Annotated in this window: 14 protein-coding genes; 5 read left to right on the top strand and 9 right to left on the bottom strand. The window is 40.3% G+C overall.

Annotated features, from left to right (window positions below):
- Positions 1 to 226: 226 nt before the first annotated feature.
- From D8M04_RS07145 to D8M04_RS07170, 6 genes are all read right to left on the bottom strand, one after another.
- Positions 227 to 5,302: a S8 family serine peptidase gene (locus tag D8M04_RS07145; RefSeq protein WP_121522215.1), complete on the bottom strand. Its 5,076-nt coding sequence runs from the start codon at positions 5,300 to 5,302 to the stop codon at positions 227 to 229.
- Positions 5,303 to 5,955: 653 nt separating this feature from the next.
- Positions 5,956 to 7,281: an MBL fold metallo-hydrolase gene (locus D8M04_RS07150; protein WP_121522216.1), complete on the bottom strand. Its 1,326-nt coding sequence runs from the start codon at positions 7,279 to 7,281 to the stop codon at positions 5,956 to 5,958.
- Between the two features lie 719 nt (positions 7,282 to 8,000).
- Positions 8,001 to 9,326 carry an ABC transporter substrate-binding protein gene (locus tag D8M04_RS07155; protein WP_121522217.1) on the bottom strand — a complete coding sequence of 442 codons (1,326 nt, stop codon included), beginning with the start codon at positions 9,324 to 9,326 and terminating at the stop codon, positions 8,001 to 8,003.
- 123 nt (positions 9,327 to 9,449) lie between these two features.
- Positions 9,450 to 10,274 carry a carbohydrate ABC transporter permease gene (locus D8M04_RS07160; RefSeq protein ID WP_246001144.1) on the bottom strand — a complete coding sequence of 275 codons (825 nt, stop codon included), beginning with the start codon at positions 10,272 to 10,274 and terminating at the stop codon, positions 9,450 to 9,452.
- Between the two features lie 12 nt (positions 10,275 to 10,286).
- A complete protein-coding gene (locus D8M04_RS07165) occupies positions 10,287 to 11,180 on the bottom strand; it encodes a carbohydrate ABC transporter permease (RefSeq protein WP_121522218.1) in 894 nt (297 codons plus the stop codon).
- Entirely contained in the window at positions 11,173 to 12,255 is a 1,083-nt protein-coding gene (locus tag D8M04_RS07170; protein ID WP_121522219.1) for an ABC transporter ATP-binding protein, read from the bottom strand. The genes D8M04_RS07165 and D8M04_RS07170 overlap by 8 nt, the downstream gene beginning before the upstream one ends.
- Positions 12,256 to 12,909: 654 nt before the next feature.
- On the opposite strand from D8M04_RS07170, the gene D8M04_RS20165 reads away from it, so the two are divergent.
- Entirely contained in the window at positions 12,910 to 13,077 is a 168-nt protein-coding gene (locus D8M04_RS20165) for a hypothetical protein (protein WP_187695419.1), read from the top strand.
- A 27-nt stretch (positions 13,078 to 13,104) separates the two neighbouring features.
- Positions 13,105 to 13,218, top strand: coding sequence for a DUF6254 family protein (locus D8M04_RS20250; protein WP_222928577.1), 114 nt, complete (start codon positions 13,105 to 13,107; stop codon positions 13,216 to 13,218).
- 104 nt (positions 13,219 to 13,322) lie between these two features.
- On the opposite strand, the gene D8M04_RS07175 is transcribed toward D8M04_RS20250, so the two are convergent.
- Positions 13,323 to 13,970: a YdcF family protein gene (locus D8M04_RS07175; protein ID WP_121522220.1), complete on the bottom strand. Its 648-nt coding sequence runs from the start codon at positions 13,968 to 13,970 to the stop codon at positions 13,323 to 13,325.
- Positions 13,971 to 14,279: 309 nt separating this feature from the next.
- A complete protein-coding gene (locus D8M04_RS07180; RefSeq protein WP_121522221.1) occupies positions 14,280 to 14,939 on the bottom strand; it encodes a response regulator transcription factor in 660 nt (219 codons plus the stop codon).
- Positions 14,940 to 15,242: 303 nt separating this feature from the next.
- On the opposite strand from D8M04_RS07180, the gene D8M04_RS07185 reads away from it, so the two are divergent.
- The gene (locus D8M04_RS07185) at positions 15,243 to 16,412 is read left to right on the top strand and encodes a nucleotide sugar dehydrogenase (protein ID WP_121522222.1); all 1,170 of its coding nucleotides are present in this window, start codon (positions 15,243 to 15,245) and stop codon (positions 16,410 to 16,412) included.
- A 475-nt stretch (positions 16,413 to 16,887) separates the two neighbouring features.
- Here D8M04_RS07185 and D8M04_RS07195 read toward each other — a convergent pair whose 3' ends face one another.
- Positions 16,888 to 18,057 carry a M20 metallopeptidase family protein gene (locus D8M04_RS07195; protein WP_121522224.1) on the bottom strand — a complete coding sequence of 390 codons (1,170 nt, stop codon included), beginning with the start codon at positions 18,055 to 18,057 and terminating at the stop codon, positions 16,888 to 16,890.
- Positions 18,058 to 18,387: 330 nt separating this feature from the next.
- On the opposite strand from D8M04_RS07195, the gene D8M04_RS07200 reads away from it, so the two are divergent.
- The gene (locus D8M04_RS07200) at positions 18,388 to 20,082 is read left to right on the top strand and encodes a serine hydrolase domain-containing protein (RefSeq protein WP_121522225.1); all 1,695 of its coding nucleotides are present in this window, start codon (positions 18,388 to 18,390) and stop codon (positions 20,080 to 20,082) included.
- 37 nt (positions 20,083 to 20,119) lie between these two features.
- Complete coding sequence (locus D8M04_RS07205) at positions 20,120 to 22,180, top strand: glycoside hydrolase family 3 protein (RefSeq protein WP_425464008.1); 2,061 nt, start codon at positions 20,120 to 20,122, stop codon at positions 22,178 to 22,180.
- The last annotated feature ends 11 nt before the right edge of the window (positions 22,181 to 22,191 follow it).

Below are 22,191 nucleotides of genomic sequence, written 5' to 3' on the forward strand. Positions count from 1 at the left end.
GTTAAAAACTACTTATGTTAATTTTTTACAAATTATTTGTAAACAAAATTTCATAAAGTAAACAGTTAATGAGAAACCTCAGTGCATACTGATAGGTTGAAATTAATCGTTAGATATGGGGAAATGTACAAATCATGGTTCTAATACTCAAATATAGAAAAATAAGTTGGATGTTCATACTGAATAAAAAAGAATCCAGCCATTCAACTGGATTCTTTTTCACCTTTTAATTTAATAGCAGTTGTAAATCTCTTGCTACTTTTTCACTTACTGCTATATTCCCACCAAAAATCGTCATTCGTTTAAAACTTTGCTCTGTGAGGTAAGCGGAAACTACTTTAGGTATTTTGTTATGAACTAGAACAACAGAGCTATTTGCCTTCGCTGCAAGTGCTGCCCCTGTTAATGCATCGGCATAATTAATGCCAGTTGCCACGTAGACATGATCACTTTCAACTCCAAAGTATTCATTAATTGCTACGTTCGTTTCATAACGATCATCCCCACTTAGACGCGTTGGTTCTGGGAGCTTTTCTTCCACCTTTTCTGATACTGCTAAAGGACCACCTACGACAATAGTACTTGTATTACCTAGTGAATCAAGTGCTTCTCGAGTGTCTTTCGATAAAACATTTGTTTGGGTTAGCAAAATTGGTAAACCTTGATTTGCTGCATGAGAAGCAACAGATAGAGCATCTGGGAAATCCATCCCACTTGCAATAACTACTTCATCCGCTCCCTTAGGTGCTATTCTTTCAGCAATTAATGCCGCTGTTTCGTAGCGGGTTTGACCACTAATACGGTCAACGGCCAGACCTGCTTCTTTTAGTTCAGTGGAAACAGCATTACTTATAGCAACTGGCCCACCAAGAATAATCACATTCTTTGCACCTAGACGCTCGATTTCTTCCTTGATTCCGTTATATAACTCTTTACTAGGAGTCATTAAAATTGGCGCATCAAGCTGCTCTGCCAACGGAACACCTGCTAAAGTATCCGCAAACTCGTCACCTCTTGTTAAAATGACAGTTTCAGCAGTTTCCCAGCCTTCTTTACTTATTTCAATTGCGGTATCGAATCTTAAATAACCATATAGCCTTTCCAGATTCTTAGATGAAATAGATAACTTCCCAGGAGCTTCTGCTGTAGCGGTATTTCCGGAAGCATCCTTCAATTCTACTTCAATGACAGCTCCTTGTAAGTCTGTATTAGTAGGCACCACCCATGTTCCGCGATAGACGCCTGGTTCCACTTCTTCCATTGGATTAGAAGCAGAGGAAGCAGTTGAAATTTGTGCTGGTAATTGGACTTTAAAACTTGCACTTCCTTCTTCAGCATCACTGGTAAATGATACTTCGACCTCTTCTCCTGGCAATACATGCCTATCTTCTGCTGGAGTAATATTTTCAATTGCTGGTGCATCATAATCTGCTGTAACATTTACTGTCTCTACTGTTCTATTTCCCGCTTGATCTGTCGCAGCCACTTCAATAGCATTCTCTCCAGCTTCTAAAATGACTCGTTCTGAATAGGTACCATCTGTAACCGCAACGCTTTCACTATTCACTGTAACAGTATCTAAGTGGTCATCACTAACGGTCCCTTCCACCGTTACGGTTTCTTTATTAGTGAGTGTGCCTTCGATTGGGCTTTCAATCGTCAAAGCAGGTGCTTCTGTATCGAGGGTTACCGTCACAGGCTCAGACTCTGTAACCTCCTGCCCTCTTAATGAAGAAATAGCTTTTAAGCTATTTTCCCCTTCTGTAAGTTCTGTATCGATCGCAAAACGTCCATCCTTGCCAACTTCCTGTTCTCCTGATTCTTTTTCGTTAGTTAATAGTTTCGTGATCGTTGTCGGAGATGCTGTTCCTTCTACCGTAATCTCGGTTTCATTCGTCACTAATCCATCTAGAGCTGGATCAATAACAGGATCTTCTACCCCATAGGAAACCCCAGCGCGAATCATGTAATTTCCTTCTGCAGCAAAAGTTGGCTCCCATCTTCCATCGTAATATACATAGCTTCGCGCAGCGTTTCTTCCATCTAAATCGCTAGCTAGTGCTGGCGCATGATCACCATCTTGCGTCTGAATATAAACCATGTAGAAATCGCCATTTACTTGGATGTTATGATCCGCTAAATCCACTACTGTCCATTCGGCCAAGTCACGGATTGCCTGTGCCTCAAATGGCCCAGCCAGTCTTTCTGAAGGCAAGCCGTCTTCACCAGCAGACCAAACTTCTACAGCAAATTCTGTTCCCCCAGGCACTGGAAATTCTTCATCCCAGAACTGGAAGTAACCTTCTGTAACGATAGCTGATTCCTTTCCTTCTGGCAGGGACATCTTCACTCCCCAGCCATTCCCTGACTCAAAGAATGCAGTTCCCTCTTCTGCTGTTCCATCATCATACCCAATCGTACCTCCAGGAACAGTGTAGTAAGGATCTAACGTAATATCCAGATTTACATCTCCATCAAGCGTCACTTCTAACTCTTGACTATGATAGTCTCTAGCAAATACTTTTAATGTATAGTCACCCACATAGCCAGTTAAATCATACTTTCCTTCAGCATCCGTCGAAACGGGCTCCACGTTTGCATCTTCAACTAAAAGCAATCTTGCACCTTCAATTGGTTCTCCTGTATCCTTGTCTATTACCGTTCCACTTACAGTAGCTTTTTCTTTTTCTTCTAATAAGAAGTTAGCTTCTGTGGATTCGGATTCCACAACTTCTACAGCTTGCTCTGATGATTGAAAACCATAGGCTTCCGCTACTAGTGTATATTTTCCAGTACCATGCAACAAGGAGTAGGAACCATCCATTGGGTTAGTAGATGTACTTCTCCCAGTTTCTAGCACACTAACTCTAGCATCTAATGGAAGCTCTGATGATTGAACTTTTGAACTCGCAAGGTTGCTCTTACTTCCAACTGCAATTGGAAAGTCAACAATAGCAACATTATCAATATACCAGCCTGGATATGTTACGCTTTCGTCCGAAATAAATAAGAATGACAGATACACCTCTTGTCCAGCAAATGCTGACAAATCAAATGCTTCTGTTACCCATCCATTTGAGCTGCCAGTAACCTCCCCTACAATTTCCCAGTCACCAGCGTCCGTTGAGGCAATCAATACTCCAAAATCCCAAAATTCCTCGATATCAAACCAATGTTCGATTTGTAAAAAGGCATTTTCTTCTGGTAATTGGATAGCTGGCATATCAAGGTATGATTCTTCATGATTGTTATATTCACCAGCTATGTTCGTTGCAAAAACATTTTCCCCAGTTAATGCAGCTTTTGGTCCTGATGTTGGAGCTCCCCAGTTCCAGCTTGGCGCCCCTTTTGCTTCACTGTTTATCTCCCAGTCTGTTGGCTCGTCCTGAAAGTTCTCAAAGTAAATTGGCTGAGATATTTTTGCTGTATACTCCTCTGTTGTTACTGTGTTGCCGCCAAAATCATTTACTATAAATTGATAGGTAAAGGACTCACCCGTTATATCTTCTGCTGGAATCGTAACAGCGAATACAGCCGACTTGTGATTTCCTGATACTTTTTCCATATCTAGAGTCTTGTCTCCATAGCTAACCCCAACAGAAGTTATGCTTATATTATCCCTAACTTCAATGGAAAGGCGTAAAGAACTGTTTGCTATTATTTCCGAGGGAGAAACATGCTTGTATTCTGGTGGTGTCGTGTCCTCTCCTTCCGTTGTCACAATCCCTTCTATCTTCCCTAAACCGGAAGTCACAGAAGATACCGCCGCATAAGCGTCAACAATTCCATGTCCATATCCGTTATTCGGAGAATCAGGGAACTTACTGTCTGTTCCTGCTTTACTATCGGCTGTTTCCAAAAGAATATTCTCTAGCTCATCCACACTTAGGGAACTATCCGCTTGTTTCAATAAAGCCACTACCCCCGCTACAGCTGGGGTTGCCATCGAGGTACCATCAAAAACTGCATATTCTCCACCCGGAATCGAGGAACGAACCCCTGCTCCCGGTGCAGATACATCCGGCTTTATCTCATCATAAGGAGAAGGTCCTTGTAAAGAAAAGCTTGCTAAATTATCGTTCCTATTTGTAGCACCTACTGCAAATGATTCAGGGTAGTTAGATGGTGATGCAACAGAACCTGGACCACCTGGATTAAAAAAGTCCGTATTTCCAGCTGCAAACGCAGGGAAAATATCAGCTGCTCTCCAAGCATTCACTGCATCTAAATACCATTCATCCATGCCAGGTCCACCGCTCCATGAGTTATTAACAACATCTGGAGCCTTAGAAGCATCTCCACCCGGAGCCAGTATCCATTCTGCTGCTTCTAGCAAATCAGAATCAAATCCACCATCATAACTAAATGCTTGGACTGCAATCCATTTTGCACCAGGTGCTACACCAACTTGGTTGGCGCCATCTGATTCACTGCCGACCATGGTACCCATCGTATGTGTACCATGACCATCGAAATCGTATGGTTCTTCTTCTCCATTAACAGGATCGAAAAAGCTATACGTATGGTCTACTTCACCAGTGATTTCGTTATATCCTGCATATTTGTCCATTAATGCAGGGTGATCCCACTCTACTCCCGTATCTATATTGGCAACAACGATTCCTGTACCGTCAATACCCATATCCCATACTGATGGAGCACCAATGCGATTCACACTCCACTCTACATTTTGCGGACTGTTTTGCTTCGTTTTTGATTTTGTTTTTCCTTCTGCTTTCGATTGAATACTTTCCTTATCAATACGGGTTACTAGCTGCCGCTTTTCATCCGGCAATACCTTCTCTACCTCTGTAAATGATGCTATCTTTTCCGCTACTTCCTTTGTTGCCGTTACAGCAATCCCATTTACAATGTAATAAGGGTGTATATTTGCAGCATTCCCTTTCTCCTCTTCTTTCTCAAGGTATGCTAAAACCTTTTCTTGGGAAGTGGATGCTACCGTTTTTAACTCAGAAATAACAGCGGAACGTTGAATATATTCCAGATTATAAGCTGATAAACTAGCTTTCTCTGCATCCTTTCTTGCTATCTCTGCAACTTTCATTGGATCAGCCTTTTCAGCAAATTTCACTAAAAATGTAACTTTATCATCTTCCTTAAATTGCTTTAATACATTTGCATGGACTTTCTCTGCAGCTGTTTCCTTGGTATTATTGACTGACATGGTTACATCGCCAGCGGAATTCGCAAACGCTAAACCCGGTGTTAATAGAGAAAAAACCATAAGTATCGTTAGTACGATACTAAAAGTACGATTCTGAAATGGTTTGACTTTTCTCAAGCCTAACTCCCCCTAGTAATCTATTATTTTACAATGCAAAATGATTGCCCGCACGTTTTTCAGGCAACACAAATAACACCCCTCACCTCCTTAATCATAATAAAGTTAGTCTAGGTGCTTTCTTTTAATCTCCATTTTTCTATTTAGTTTAAGAAGCTATAGTTGGAATGTTGGAGGGAAATCTGAGAATTATAGTTATAAAGTTGGAATAATAATAAAATAAAAAAAACAAGCTCTATATGTAAAATTCTCAATCTAATTAATATTATCATTTATGGATGAATTTAGTATAATTTAACTATATTATTGTGTCAATAATTTCCAAAAATTCTTATTATTATTAAAGTGGTGGCTTATGGGTTTAATTCCTTAACAGGTTTTGATGAATTTAGGACGAAAGGAAATAAAATCTATCATAACTAGCGGAATCCTATGAAGAGAACCTAGCAATTAGTGGCATCCTTACCTCCCTCTCTAATTCTTTTTATACTAAGAGTCAAGTAAAGAAGTCGAAGAACACATACTTGTTGGCCTAACTGAACATCATCTATCGCGCCAAAATTATTGCTCCATACACATTCCAGTTCTCTCTAGGGCAACAAACGTGGCATGAGGTGAACTTATGCACAGAATGCACCTAGTTCACCTCATGTTTAGTAGACTTTCCCTTTCTCAGGTAAAAGTACCTCTTGTTGCTCATCCAATGGCATAACAAGCTCTGGATAATGGCTATGCCATGGTACAAGCAGCTTTGGTTTAATCTGGTCAATTAGATGTAGAACATCTTCCTTTGTTGCATGTCCAGATACATCCAGGGATTTATAGCTGACCCCAAATTTCTCAAGCACCACCTTCATCGTTGCGTACGCTGGATCAAAAGCTCCAAGGGGTACCCCGTTTGCATGGAGGTAGACACTATCATATAAATTCAAATCCAGTAATCGGTAGATATAATGATAGCTGTTTTGTAATAGGTACTTTTCCGGCCGTTGATTGATTTGCTCTACACCAATACTCTCATACTTTTCCAACAGGTCACAAGTAGGCAATCCCTCTTCATCCTCCCTGTATATCATAAATGCAGCTCCATTTATAAATTCATCAGCAATCCGGGCTGTCTCCCATTCCAATATTGGAATTCGGCCAGCTTCCCTTGCTGCGTCTATAAAATATCGAATCCTCTCCACGTTTCGGTGATACATATTAAAGAGCGCCAGTCCGTTTGTTTCCTTCAAGATAGAAAATGCGACAGGCTTGATGTCTTCTTCCTTTTTGCACAATCGGGTCAATTGCTCTTCTTGTTCAGGGCGGAATGATGTTCCTTCCATTAACAACATGGAAATCTCTTTTTCCCTCATGACATTGAGCCAATCTTGGATGTATTCTGGATGGGCACCATGCATACGGAGATCTCCAGAATACAAAATACGTTGATCTGGTGTTTCGATCAGATAGGAAGCAGCACCAATAATGTCATGGTCAACCGGAAAGGCCGTTACTCTTATCTCACCAATTTTCATACTTTCCCCATACCTCATTCCCGTGTACGTTCTTTTCCATGGTAATCCTTCGCCAACTTGTTCCAATACGTGAAACAGCCGCTTTGAACCTTCTGTCATATAAACTGGAATATTAGGAGAAATGGTATCCATCACTCCAATATGATCGAGATGAAGATGAGAAATAAATACACCAGTCTGGTAAGTTGATTTTTCCTCAGGTACAGGTTTTTTAATTAAATAGCTTGGTCCCTGCAAACTACTTTCACTATAAACACCATCTATTCTAGGTATAGCGTCTAGCTTTAGTAGATCAAGCACACGTGATTTTCCCCTTTTACCAGCTGCATCCATCACCGCATTTGCAGGATTGTATACAAGTCCATAATCAAAAATTACTCGGTCATTTCCATATGTAACTTCGGCAATATTCCCGCCAATTGTATCTAACCCACCCCAAAAGGTAATCTGTGTTTTCATACTTTCACCTCATTTAGTAAGGAACTTTTGTGGATATTGTTGTTATTAACGGCTGTGTAGTAGTTGATAGAATTTGTTAACTAACTAAATTCAAAGTAGTATATTATACACAATGAAAACACATCGGAAATATGCGCTCGTGATTTCCGCTCCGGGCAGTACGCTTTCCGCGGGCAATGTCTCAGCCTCGGGCCAACAGGATGTTGGTCACAAAGGCGTGGCCACAGGACGTGGCGTTCTTAGCCTTTGTTCCTTCGCTCTTCCTGCGGGGTCTTCGCCTGTTGCTTTTCCCGCAGGACAAGGAAGGCTTCGGCAGCGATACATCGCACGAAGAAAAAGTGCCTTTCTTTTTCGAGGAGTCGACTGCCCTCCACTTCATGTTTATTAGTGCATTCTCTTTCCATAATTAGAAGGTTTATAGGACAAATTAGCGGAGGAAATACACGGAGACTCCTACGGGAGGACAGGCCTAGATGAGACCCCGCAGAGACGACAGTCTCGAGGAGGCTCAGCAGCCGCCCGTGGTAAGCGCAGTGTATTTCCGGAGCGGTATTTATGCACTATATTGAATTAAAGTCTATCTATTTTTCCCCTAAAACAACAATCTCTCCAAAAACATCCTTTAGTAATAAAAGCAAGGGCTATAAACATGCTCAGTTTGCCCCTGCTTTCTTGTTACGTGTTACCCACGTCCCTAGAGACTGGGCATAAGCTATTATTTACTGTTGCAATGCTTCATTCGCACGGTCTTGTGCAGAAGTTAATCCTTCTTCAACTGATTTTTGGTCTTGAATGATATAGTCAAGCTCTTCTAATACGATGTTACGAACTGCATCTCCACCTGGAACACGAGCGATAAAGAAACCAGCATCGAATTGTTCTGGACCAGCCTTGAATGCAGGATTTTCTTCTAAGTAGGATTGATATTCATCAGATTCTTGAGCAGAGTAACGAACTGGCAAGTATCCAGAAAGCATTGCCCATTCTGTTGTTACTTCTTCACTTGTTAGATATTTCAAGAATTCCCATGCTGCTTTTGTTTCTGCATCTTCACTTTGATTGAATAATACAATGTCATTACCAGCAAATGTAGTTGCTTTTTCACCGTCAAGCTCTGGGATTGGGGCAGTAGACCATTCCATGCCATTTTCAACTGCAGCACCTACATGTGGAATTCCTGCAGATGACCCAATGTACATCGCAACGTCACCACGTCCAAATGGATTCGACATGTAGCTGTCTTCTCCAGCTGTACGAGCGATTCCTTCATCAATCATATCGTTCATGAAAGTTATCGCTTCGATTCCTTCTTGTGATGCAAAATGTGCTTCTGCTGTTTCTTCGTCAATATATGTTCCGCCAAGCTGTTTTAAGATTCCTTGGAATTCAGCTTCAAATGAGTTTTCAAATCCCATCCCAACTGTTCCATCTGTTGTCAGTTGTGCTGCTACTTCACGTAATTCATCCCATGTAGCAGGAACTTCTAATCCAGCTTCATCTAGCATTGTTTGATTATAGAAAAGTACTCTTGTACTCTTACTGAATGGAAGGCTGTAGAATGTCCCATCCCAAGAGCTGGATTCGCGGAAAACTTCAATAATATCATTTAATTCTTCGTCGCTCATACCAACATCAGCGTCTTCAATTAAATCATTTAGAGGAACTAAGAAATCATTTGCAATATATTCAGGAACAACGTTTGTTACAGATTGTGCCATATCTGGAAGGTTACCAGCTTTAGCAGCCGCCATGATTTTTTGCTCAAGATCATCATAGCTGCCTTGATTAACTGGTTTCACTGTTACATTTTCATTTTCTTCGTTAAATGCATCGGCAAAACTATTGATTGCTTCTTCGTGTGGACCACTCATCGCATGCCAGAACTCTATTTCTACTGGCTCAGCTGACTCCTCTGCTTCTTCTCCACTCGATGCTGTTTCTGCAGATTCTCCACTAGCATCTGAACTTGTATCTTCTTCCGATCCACCACAAGCTGCTAAAAATAAGACTAGCATTAAGATTAATAATGAAATTGCCTTTTTCATCGTATAAATCCTCCCTTTAGATCTTCTTATACTTAGGAATTTAAATTCCCTACTACTTTCCTGACCACCGCAAGACCTCTCATTATTCCCTAAAAGCATCACCTCCAGCAAGTATGAAAGCTTTTAACCCTTTATTCCTGTTCGTGCTACACCTGAGATAATATACTTCTGCATAATAAAGAATAGGATAAGCATTGGTAAAATAACCATCGTGGATGCTGCCATCAGTAATTCATATTTAATACCTGCTTCTGTTGTAAAAGCAGATAATCCGACAGGCAATGTCCGAAGCTCCTGAGAGTTCGTAACGATAAGCGGCCAAAGGAACGCATTCCAGCTCCCGATTACTTTTAACAGACCAATGGTGATTAACGCAGGTTTTGCCAGTGGAACCATCACATACCATAGGAATTTAAAATCACTGCATCCATCCACTTTTGCTGCATATGACAGCTCTGTTGGAACAGAGAAAAAATACTGACGTAATAGAAAGATAGAAAAGATACTCGCAATCCATGGAATAATTAAAGCTTCATAGCTATCGAGCCATCCAAGGTTGGATACCGTCACAAAGTTGGGAATAAGAAGAACTTCACCAGGCACCATCATTGTTCCAAGCAATACCGCAAAGACGATGCCTTTCCCGTAAAAATTGATTTTCGAAAACGCATAGGCTGCAAGAATCGTTGTTAATAATTCTCCAATCGTGCTAAGTATGGTAACAATGATACTGTTAATAAAGTAGCGGCCAAATGGTGCAACTTCTGAAGCCGTTTGGTAGTTTTCCCATTGCCATTCAGAAGGGATCCAAACTGGAGGCATGGCCATTACCTCACTAGGTGATTTCAATGATGTACTGATCATCCATACGAATGGCAGGAGCATTAGAATCGCGCCAAATGCCAATAAAAGATAGATGATTCCTTTTGATAGAGCGTCTTTTACCACGTGAATCCCTCCTTAATTGTAATGAACAAATCGGCGACCAATCACAAGCTGAATAATCGTAAAAATAAAGATAATGATAAACAGAACGAACGCGGCTGTAGAGGCCAAGCCAAATTGCCATTCTTCATAGAATTTCTGATAGATATAGTACACCACGGTTAATGCACTGTTTGCTGGTCCTGGTCGACCATTGAAAAGCGCAAAGACCTCATCAAACACTTTAAATCCATTAATAATAGAAATAATTGATACGAAAAATATCGTTGGTGATAAAAGGGGGAGCGTAATATTCGTAAATCTTTTCCAAGCAGAGGCCCCGTCCACTTTTGCAGCAAGGTAATACTGCTCTCCGATATTCTGTAAACCGGCTAAAAAGATAATGATATTAAACCCTAACCCTTTCCAAATACTCATGATGATAAGTGCCGGCATCGCATAATTCGGATCGTTCAGCCAAGCAATCGGGTCTATACCAAACCAGCCTAGAAAGTAGTTTAAAAGACCATAGTCAGAGTGATAAATCCAGCTCCAGACTATCGATACCGCAACAACAGAGGTTACAAATGGCAGAAAGTAAATTGTCCGAAAGAAGCCAGCAAGCTTAATTTTATTATTTAAAAGTACAGCAATCCCCATGGATAGGAAAATCGATATCGGAACAACCCCAAGTACAAAAATACCAGTATTTTTCAATGCTGTTATAAAGTTGGGGTCCTGAAAAATCGCAATAAAATTATCGAATCCATATTCATGAACAATGTCGTTAAAATAGTCATAATCGGTATAAAAGCTCATCAGAAAGGAGCGGATAATCGGATAAATATTAAAGATAATCAAAATAAGCAGTGCGGGTAAAAGGTATAGAAATCCTTTAAGCGTGCTCTTCCAGGTAGGCTTCTCAAGCATGCTTTTCGCCCCTTTCCACTGTTTCAATCCGTTGGCCAGAAGCCGAGTCAAAAAAGTGAATGTTTTCTTCCTTCCCGTCCAGCCCACATGTGGCACCTACCTTTAATTGATGAACAGGGTCAACTAGCGCTCGAATGGTTGTATCACCAATTTGCATGCGGATTAAAGTATCTCTTCCAATCGTCTCAATATGAATAATCTCCCCTGTAAATCGCGGGTTGTCCTTCGTCACAAAGAAATCCTCTGGACGAATCCCAACTCTTATGGATTTCGGATAGGTAGCTAAATTAGAAAATAAGAGAGAATGGGCCGATTTTTCCAGCTGGTAGCCATTCTCTATTTTCTTCATGGTCAATAGATTAATTGGTGGATTACCCAAAAAAGATGCCACAAACTCATTTTCAGGGCGTTTATACATCTCCTGCGGCCTTGATTCCTGCTGAATGACACCACTCTTCATCAGCATGACACGGTCGGAAATGCTCAGCGCTTCCTCCTGATCGTGTGTCACGAATACGGCAGTAATCCCTACCTCCTGCTGAATGCGACGGATTTCTTCGCGCATCTCCAGACGCAGTCTTGCATCCAGATTGGATAATGGTTCATCCAATAGCAGGACATTTGGCTTTTTCACCAAGGCTCGTGCAATGGCCACACGCTGCTGTTGCCCACCAGACAGCTGACCAGGCTTCCGATCAAGCAAATGTCCGATTTGCACTAATTCTGCCATTTCCTTTGCCCGTTCCATCGCTTCCTTTTTTGGAACTTTTTTCATTTTTAAAGGAAACATTATATTTTTTAACACAGATAAATGGGGATAAAGAGCATAATTCTGAAACACCATCCCAATTCCGCGTTTCTCCGCATCCATCTTCGTTACATCTTGATCACCAAAGAAGATTTGTCCTGAAGTAGGTTTATATAAGCCAGACAAGAGCATTAAAGTTGTGCTTTTCCCGCAGCCACTTGGTCCCAGTAAGGAAACAAGCTCGCCATCCTTGATTGTTGTTGTGATTTGATCTACTGCTGTTATATCATCAAAAACCATGGTAAGGTTATTCAATCGAATATCCATTATTTGTTCCTCCATCTAATTTCCTATGATTACAGTTATCATGCTATCAGAGGAGTATTAACGAGAAATAAATTATATGTAAATTTGCTTTTAATGATCGTTATCGGGAAACTTCGTGGTATACTGTAATCTTGCACTAATTGTATAGGTCGGTTGTAGATAATCCCATTTAAGCTTTAAATAATGGATTTTTCATGGGGAATTCCAATACACTCTCACTTTAGTTTGTAAAGTTTTCTTAAATCTGTTTACATTTAATTTATTTCGTGACCGAATTATATGAGTGCTTTCTCCCTTCCTTATGGAACAATTTGTATCTGATTAATAATTATCAACCAATAGAGCTTGGTTTCCTTGATACGGACCTGTAGGATCTGTAATAAAAAGAGGTGGATTTCTTAATAAGAAATCCACCTCTTCTTATGAAACAGCATCATTCAACACTATCTAGCTTCTTTCTGCATCTGGCAAAGCCATTTGGAAAAGATCTGCGCTCAATCGAATACTTATCCCTTACAGCAAGCATTAATTTCACTCTTTAATTCTCTATATATGGCATGTAATTAAATATAGGCTGAGAGCCTAGAGACGCTTTACTAAAAAGTATAATTCATAGCACAATTCCCATACTAAATCAGAAAAGGAGGGAATTACATGGCAAAACGAACAAAAAAGAATGATCCCCAACAAAAAAATAAAAAAGGATTCGATTCCAGTAAAACAGATACTGAATTCTCTAAAGAAATAAGTGGCAGTGCTGCTGCAAATAAGGCACATAAGGAAAAAGCGAAGGAAATCAGGAAGTTAAGAAGCAAAGGGTAAAGCTCTGACAGGAAAGGAGTTAATAAAATGTCAAAATCAAAACGACAACAAGAGCGTGAGTGGAAAGGACGAAAACAAGCAAATAATCCGCACGGGAAAGTGAAATCTTTCGAAGAGCTAGAAAAAGAAGCAGATCAATAGAAATGGAACGGTTCTCTGTTTCGTTACCTTTAAACAGAGAACCTTCACTTCGCTTCTCTTTGGGGAGTATAATTCCACCTTTATGTGCATAACTTGTTTTTCTACTAATTTTTACTATTATTTATTTGGAATTGCTCTAAGAAAAAATAATGGGCCAGTTTTAAATATTCCGTGGCAACACGTTGAATATCTTCTCGGTCCTTATACCAGCCCCTTGCTTGATAAGGATCATATGGCGTAGGCACAGAATAGATATCAATATCAAACTCCTTCAATGTCTTGTTAAAGATAAGTTTGGATCGTTGGGAATGATATTTGGAGGTGACAAGAAGTATCGTATCCACGTCCTGTTTACCCTTTAAAAATTCCGCAATCTCCATTGCTTCATCTTTCGTACTTTGCGCATCCCCTGGCACAATCGTGATGTCCTCTTCTGGTACACCAGTCTCGATAAGAACCTTTTTACTGTTGTCTGCATCCCCTGTTAGGCTAATACCTCTTTGCTGCAGTTCTTCATAGCCAGTGATATGTGACCGAACTATAAAAATCTGCTCTGCCTCCACCTGCTCATATAGGTCAGCAGCACCCAAAGCACGATCTGCAACACTTCCCATTAATAGAACAATCACTGCATTATCCACTTCTTCAATATTATCCTCAGCTACAAGCCACACTCCACCAAAGCGGAGAAATATTACCACTATCATTACAAATAGAATAAAAATACCAATAAACCAATATCTTTTTTTCAAAATAGCCTCCTGCACAATATTAATTTTTAGTAATATTTTAGCATAGGTATGTGGAGGCTTGGGAGAGATGATCACAGCTTAATATGTGCACTTTTTCAAGGCGAGCAACAATATCTTGTATACTCTAGGTTATTCCCAGCCACAGAAAAAGGATTTCTACTTATTTAGTTAAAGCAGAAATCCCAATATTTCTTACAAATTAATGCATATATAAAATCTTAGTTATAAAATAATTGACCAAGATAGCAGAGGTCCCAAGCATATAGTCACTCATCAAGCAATAATTATTCCCATTAATGGCTGATTATCTTACATCTTGACAATGTCACGTAAATATTCGACCGCTTCTTTTCGATTGTGAATATGGATTTTATTATAAATTTCACTTATGTAATTCTTTACTGTACCATTACTTATGTATAGCTTATTAGAGATTTGCGTGTTCGTATAGTCCTGCAACAGAAGATAAGCAATTTCTATTTCTCTATTTGTTAATTGAGGATGAAAATCCTTCATACGTCTTTCAAATAGTTCCTTCTTATTTAGGCTTAATTCCTTTATTCTTGATGTAAGCAATCGCGCCACGTCTCCAGAAATAGTTGTTTCACCTTGATATACTTCACGAATGACGCGTCCTAATGAACCAGCGAGTTGACTGGTAACCAAATATCCATCCACACCACAATTTATCGCTCTAAATACCTGCTCTTCCACCATGAAAGCAGTTACAACAATCACTTTTATATTTGGATGGTTCTTTTTGATATACAAAATTGTTTTCATACCATCTTCATTTGGCATAGCTGTATCAACTAATATGACATCAGGCATTTTTTCCTCTATTTCAAGAACGGCATCTTTATGATTTACTGCAAATCCACTTACCTGAATCCCTTCCTCTTTTTCAAGCAATGCTATAGTGCCGTCCAAGAATATCTGGCTATTTTCCACTAGCACAACACTAATCAATTTTACCTACCCCTTAACCCTGTTACTTAATAGCTTCCCTCAAAATTATCATTATAAACCTTCTAATTATTGCAGGTTAACAGGCGTTTGAAACTCCACAGAGTGAAGTACTTTATCTCTTTTATATTATGATTTTTGAAGTTATGGTTCCTACTATAACACGAAACCAAAGCAGGAAACAAAAACGAAGTCAAATTTATTTGCCGCAAAAATTATTCTGATATTGTATAATATTCTTAACAAAATAATTGACATCCAGACATTCTACCTCATATAATAAATTTCTCTTTCAGGAGGATTCCGATGAAAATTTCCGTAGCAGGAACAGGTTACGTAGGTCTGTCAAATGCCGTACTTCTAGCACAGCACCATGAGGTGGTTGCCCTGGACATCATAGAAGAAAAAGCGAGAATGATTAATGGGAAAAAATCTCCAATAGTTGATGAAATGATTCAGGATTATCTTATAAACAAAGAATTAAACCTTAGAGCGACAACAGATCCAAAAGAAGCCCATCAGGATGCGGATTATGTAATCATTTCGACACCTACCAACTATGACCCAGTGAGAAACTATTTTGACACGAGTTCTGTTGAAGCTGCCATTCTGAATGTATTAGAAATTAATCCTGAGGCTGTTATGGTGATTAAATCCACGGTGCCGGTTGGATATACGGCAAAAGTGCAGGAAACGTTCCACACAAAAAATATTATATTTTCCCCGGAATTCCTTAGAGAGGGAAAAGCATTATATGATAATCTTCACCCGTCCCGAATCATTGTTGGCGAAGAGTCCACCAGGGCAAGAACATTCGCTGATCTACTAGTTGAAGGTGCAATTACAGAAGAGGTTCCCGTTTTGTTTACTAATTCTACAGAAGCAGAAGCAATAAAATTATTTGCCAATACTTACCTTGCTATGCGTGTTGCTTTCTTTAATGAGCTTGACAGCTATGCGGAAATTAGAGGATTGAATACCAAGCATATAATTGAAGGAATCGGACTCGATCCACGAATTGGCACACACTACAATAACCCATCCTTTGGATATGGCGGTTACTGCCTGCCAAAAGATACGAAACAACTGCTGGCTAACTATGAAGATGTGCCAAATAATATTATCAAAGGAATTGTGGACGCCAATGCAACTAGAAAGGATCATATCTCAAGAATGATTTTAAAGCGCAACCCAACCATTGTTGGTATTTATCGCCTTACCATGAAGATGGATTCGGATAATTTCAGACAATCTTCCATACAGGGAGTCATGAAACGCATTAAAGCAAAAGGAATCGAAGTGGTTGTTTATGAACCGGCATTAAAGGAAGAAAGCTTCTACAACTCCAGAGTAATGAGTGACTTTGAGGAATTTAAGCAAATAAGTGATGTTATTGTAGCTAACCGTATGTCTAAAGAATTAAAGGATGTTGAAGAAAAGATTTATACAAGGGATTTGTTCAGCAGAGATGAGTAATCCTACGAATTATTACGTAAAAATAAAGTGAACTTCACTCAGTGGGGGGCTCCCTTCATCCTCCACTAAGTGATCGCATTACAAGGGTATGAATTGGATATAAGGCTCAGTTAACCTTAAATGGAGGCTGGGACAAAAGTGTTTTATCAAAAGAAAAGATGCTTAGTGGAGAAATACCGTTCCGGAAATATACTTCGCTTTCCGCGGGCAACGTCTCAGCCTCGGGCCAACAGGACGTTGGTCATAAAGGCGTTGCCCCAGGGAGGGGCGATCTTAGCCTTTGAACCTTTCGCACTTCCTGCGGGGTCTTCGCTTGTTGCTTTTCCCGCAGGACAAGGAAGGCTTCGGCAGCGATACATCGCACGAAGAAAAAGTGCTTTTCTTTTTCGAGGAGTCTACGTATATTTCCTCCACTAACTTGGTGCTTCGTTTGTCTTTTGGATTAAAACATTTAGTTATGTCCCAGCCTTGCTCTTTATCTATTTTGAAACTCAAAATATGCACTGATTAGTGTTTTGGCAGCGATTGGCATTGCTCGCTCATCGAAATCAAATTTTGGATGATGATGTGGGTAGTCATGGCCTTCTTTATTCGCACCTGTAAAGAAATATGCGCCGGGTTTTTTCATCAGGTAATAAGCGAAATCCTCGCCACCCATTGATGGCTTCATCTCTTCAATCGTGTGCAACTCATCTACTTTAGCAGCAGCATCCATTACCAGCAATGCCTCTTCTTTGTGATTCACTACTGGCGGATATCCTTTGCTGTAGTTAAACTCATAAGAAGCTTCACTTGCAACACATACCCCTTTGATTATTTTCTCTATTTCTTTAATGATTTGTTCCTGAATACTAACATTAAGATATCTTACCGTACCAATGATTTTTGCCGAATCAGCAATGACATTAAAGGTATCACCTGCGTGAAAAGAACCAACAGAAAGAACAGCAGTTTCCAGTGGGTCAATCCTTCTGCTAACAATTTGCTGGAGTTCTGTAATAAGCTGTGCACCAATTACTATGGAATCCTTTGTTTCATGTGGGTAAGCCCCATGTCCTCCCTGTCCCTTAATGGTAATTTCAAACCGGTCCGCACCAGCCATGAAAACATCTCTTGTAATCTGCAGCTTGCCAAGTGGCGTAGTTGCCCAAAGATGTGTCCCAAAAATCGCATCTATATGATCAAGCGCACCGGACTCCACAATTGCAATTGCACCACCAGGCACTTGTTCTTCTGCATGCTGGTGAATAAACTCAATCGTTCCAGGCAGTTCATCCTGAAATTCTTTCATGACTTTTGCCAGCGTTAGCAAGGTTGAGGTGTGGCCATCATGTCCACAAGCATGCATAACACCAGGCACTTTAGATTTATACTCCACATCTTTCTTATCCTGAATTGGCAACGCATCAAAGTCCGCTCTTAGTCCAACCGTTTTTCCTGGTTTCCCGCCCTTCAATGTAGCGATAACTCCATTTCCCCCAACTTTCGTTCTATAAGGGATTCCAAGCTCCTCATAAAAGTCAGCGATATATTGTGCTGTCTTCATCTCTTGAAAAGAAAGCTCCGGGTATTGATGTAAATACCTTCTGCGCTCTACTGTTTCCGGATATAATTCATCTATCTTCTTATATATATTATTTAACAAAATGACTCCCCCTTTTTTACTTATAATGTTTATTATAGCAAAAGATATGGATAGTTAGTTTCACTTATTCTTGTATGTACGATGAGATGCCTTTATTCTTGGATTTTCCATTGGTTAATCACTCTCTCCCATCACAAATTTCTACGATTAACGAACCAAGATTGCTTCATAATAACATCGTGTATCTCATATAATGATAATTGCTTTCCATTTATAGGACTAATGCTCGATAGACAATTGGCCAGTTTCTTTGTATTTTTATAGTACAACCATTATTTTTTGCATAATTCACTATTTTCTTTAAAAAAAACTAAAGAAAGGAGGAGAAGAATGAAAGCGGTTAAATGCACTTTTATCTACGGATCAATATCAGTTCTTTTAGCTTCCGCTTTGCTGATTCATCCAGCAGGCTCTGTTTTCGCTGACACAACTTCTTTCGAGCCTTCCATCGAAAAAGAGACTAAAAAAGATTTAACATCACACTTCCATCCAGCGTTTTCATGGGGAAATCAACCTCCCTCATCACCCGTACTACATCCTGGTTCGATAGGAGGTGCAGGAATGATAGAAGGTCCTTTACTGAAGATAGATCCGGTAATCCAATCGTTTATCGAAAGCGGGACGATGCCGGGCGCAGTCACCTTTGTTGCCAGAAGGGGGCATATTGTACAGCACGAGTCATATGGGTATTCTTATTTATATGAGGATGATAAAACAGTGACCGATGAGCCAATTGAAATGAAGAAAGATACGATTTTCGACCTTGCATCCATTAGTAAGATTTTTACCACAACAGCTGCCATGATTTTATATGAAGACGGTCACTTTCAGCTGGACGACCCTGTCGCAGATTATATCCCGGAATTTGCTGAAAATGGGAAAGAAGAGGTAACCATTCGCCAGCTCATGACACATACTTCGGGATTCACAGCATGGGCTCCGCTTTACACCATCGGAGAGAATCGAGATGAACGACTTCAATATGTTTTTCAGTATCCATTAACTAACGAACCAGGGAAAAAATACACCTACAGTGACTTGAATATGATTACGCTGGGTGCATTAGTAGAACGTCTTTCTGGACAAGGTCTAGACCAATTTGTTTATGAAAAGATCACACAGCCCTTAAGGATGAATGACACCATGTATAACCCGCCTGAAACATTAAAACAGCGGATTGCCGCAACCGAATATCAACCTTCGACGAATCGGGGGCTGGTTTGGGGACAAGTTCATGATGAAAATGCTTGGTCTTTAGATGGTGTGGCTGGCCATGCAGGAGTATTTTCTACCGCTAGTGATTTGGCCATCTTAGCCCATATGTATGTCAATGAAGGCAGATATGGTGGAAAACGAATTTTACAACCGGAAACCGTCAAGCTCCTAACCGAAAATCAGATCCCAGAGTTTCCGGGAAATGAGCATGGCCTAGGCTGGGAATTATCACAAGGATGGTATATGGATGCTTTATCTGAGGCCTCCTCTATTGGGCATACAGGATACACTGGAACTTCTATTGTTATTAATCAAAGCAATGACACCATCGCCATTCTTTTAACAAACCGTGTACATCCATCACGTCAAACGGTTTCAACTAATCCAGCACGGCAACAATTTGCAAGGCTAGTGGCAGATGCTATCCCAGTTTCTACACCAAACAACAAGAATGCATGGTTCTCCGGATATGGAGACAGGTTGAACAAGACATTGACAGCTGAAGTGGAAATAGACAAAGCTTCTACTTTATCCTTTAACACCTGGTATCGTATCGAACAAGGTTATGATAACGGTATCATCGAGGTTTCCAATGATGGAGAAAATTGGAATGCTATAAACAGATATACTGGCAGCAGTCTGGATTGGAAGACCGAAGAATTTACCCTTCCTGCTGACACAACCCATATTCGTTTCCGTTATGTAACAGATGGCGGAGTAAATGGACGCGGATGGTATGTCACTAATGTACGTTTAAATGGTACTCCATTAGACTTGGTTTCTAAAGGTTGGGAAGAAAGAAATCATTAAAAACTTAGGAGGATTAAAAATGAATAATAGATTAAAAATGAGTTTTATCCTATTCACCATTGGCACGTTACTCCTAAGCTCATTTAGTATGGCAAAAACAACTGTTCATGCAGAAGACTCCAGTCAAATTAAAGATGTCATTATTTCTCAAAACATTCCAGAAATGACGGTAAATGCAGAAGAAAATCAAATTCAGTTAAACGGTCTTCACATTTATCAGGATGGTCATTTTAAAGAAGTAACTGAAAACGTGAAGTGGCATTCAAAAAACAAAAATGTCGCAACTGTAGATGAGGATGGAGTAGTCACCCTCACTGGTCAAAATGGACGCTCCTTCATCACTGTAGAGGCTGGCACATTTCATGATGAAATCGCTGTTCACCAGAAGCCTTCAGGATTAGAGATCGTCAAACAGAAGGGTGACCGATATAACGTCATTGATCAGGCAATCGCAGGGATGACATTAAAAGAGAAAATCGGACAGATGCTGATGCCAGATTTTAGAAACTATAACGGAAAAAATGTAACAGAAATGCTTCCAGAAATTGAACAGCTTATTCAGGAATATCATCTCGGCGGCATTATTCTTTTCCGGGAGAATGTGGTCACAACAGAACAAACAGCAAGACTTGTAGCTGCTTATCAAGATGCTGCTGAAAAGTATGGATTACTCATGACCATTGACCAAGAGGGGGGAATTGTAACCCGTCTTCAATCTGGAACAGACATGCCGGGAAATATGGCACTTGGGGCCACACGTTCACCTGAAATTGCAGAAAACGTAGGAAGAGTCATTGGAGAAGAACTGGAAGCACTTGGTATTAATATGAACTTGGCACCTGTTCTTGATGTGAATAACAATCCCGATAATCCTGTTATTGGAGTCAGGTCTTTTGGTGAATCGCCAGAGCTAGTGGCAGAGATGGGGCTGGCTTATACAAGAGGTTTGCAGAGCACCGGCGTAGCGGCGACCGCTAAGCATTTTCCTGGTCATGGAGACACAGCTGTCGACTCTCATTTAGGTTTACCAGAAGTTCCACATGACAAAGAACGTCTGCTTGAAGTGGAGCTCTATCCTTTCCAGCAAGCAATGGATAGTGGGATCGATGCGATTATGACTGCCCATGTTACCTTCCCGAAAATTGATGACACAAAAGTGATCTCCAAAAAGGATGGAACGGAAATTTCTTTGCCTGCGACCCTTTCTCATAAAGTACTAACTGGATTAATGCGCGAGGAAATGGGATATGACGGTGTGATTATTACCGATGCATTAAATATGCTTGCCATTCAGGATCATTTTGGTCCAGTCGATGCCGTGATTCGTGCAGTAAATGCGGGAACAGATATTGTTCTTATGCCTGTTGGACTTGAGGAAGTTGCAGATGGATTATTGAATGCTGTGGAAACAGGGGAGATTACAGAAGAAAGAATAGAAGAATCTGTGAAACGAATCTTAACGCTAAAAATTGAACGCGGAATTATCAAAGAAGAAACTCCTGCACCAATTGAAGAAATCGTTGCGAACGCAGAGCAGGTTGTAGGTTCACAGGAACATAAAAAGGTCGAAAAAGAAGCAGCAGAACGTTCCATTACGCTGGTGAAGAATGAAGATGCTCTCCCACTCCAAGTAAATGCAGGTGATAACATTGTAGTGATTGGCAATACGTATCGAGATAGCCTTTACGATGCTATAAGAGCACATCATTCAAAAACAGAGTTGATTTCAGCATCCGGACCTTTAAGCGCTGCACAGCTGAAGTATCTGCAAGAGGAAGCCGATGCGGTGATTATTGGCTCTCATACGTCCAACGTTAACGGCCGCTCACCAAACAGCTCGCAAATGCAAATGATTAATCAAGTTATTGAGAATCTGGATGCTCCTGTGATTGCTGTAGGGATCCGAAATCCATATGACATTATGGCATTCCCAGAGATTGATGCTTATCTGGCACAATACGGATTTAGAGATGCAAGCTTTAAAGCAACTGCCGCAACCATTTTTGGTGATAACAACCCAACAGGCTTATTGCCAATAACGATTCCAAGCCAAGCTGGGGAAACTTTATATGAATTTGGTCACGGCTTATCTTATTAACTAGGGGGAGT

This window comes from Oceanobacillus piezotolerans (assembly GCF_003665065.1).
GTDB classification, from domain to species: Bacteria; Bacillota; Bacilli; order Bacillales; family Amphibacillaceae; genus Oceanobacillus; species Oceanobacillus piezotolerans.

What these genes read in the sequence shown, in the direction of transcription:
- D8M04_RS07200 (WP_121522225.1), top strand. Translation starts at nt 18,388, where the DNA reads ATGAAAGCGGTTAAATGCACTTTTATCTACGGATCAATATCAGTTCTT.
- D8M04_RS07165 (WP_121522218.1), bottom strand. Translation starts at nt 11,180, where the DNA reads ATGCTTGAGAAGCCTACCTGGAAGAGCACGCTTAAAGGATTTCTATAC.
- D8M04_RS20250 (WP_222928577.1), top strand. Translation starts at nt 13,105, where the DNA reads ATGTCAAAATCAAAACGACAACAAGAGCGTGAGTGGAAAGGACGAAAA.
- D8M04_RS07155 (WP_121522217.1), bottom strand. Translation starts at nt 9,326, where the DNA reads ATGAAAAAGGCAATTTCATTATTAATCTTAATGCTAGTCTTATTTTTA.
- D8M04_RS20165 (WP_187695419.1), top strand. Translation starts at nt 12,910, where the DNA reads ATGGCAAAACGAACAAAAAAGAATGATCCCCAACAAAAAAATAAAAAA.
- D8M04_RS07185 (WP_121522222.1), top strand. Translation starts at nt 15,243, where the DNA reads ATGAAAATTTCCGTAGCAGGAACAGGTTACGTAGGTCTGTCAAATGCC.
- D8M04_RS07150 (WP_121522216.1), bottom strand. Translation starts at nt 7,281, where the DNA reads ATGAAAACACAGATTACCTTTTGGGGTGGGTTAGATACAATTGGCGGG.
- D8M04_RS07205 (WP_425464008.1), top strand. Translation starts at nt 20,120, where the DNA reads ATGAGTTTTATCCTATTCACCATTGGCACGTTACTCCTAAGCTCATTT.
- D8M04_RS07170 (WP_121522219.1), bottom strand. Translation starts at nt 12,255, where the DNA reads ATGGATATTCGATTGAATAACCTTACCATGGTTTTTGATGATATAACA.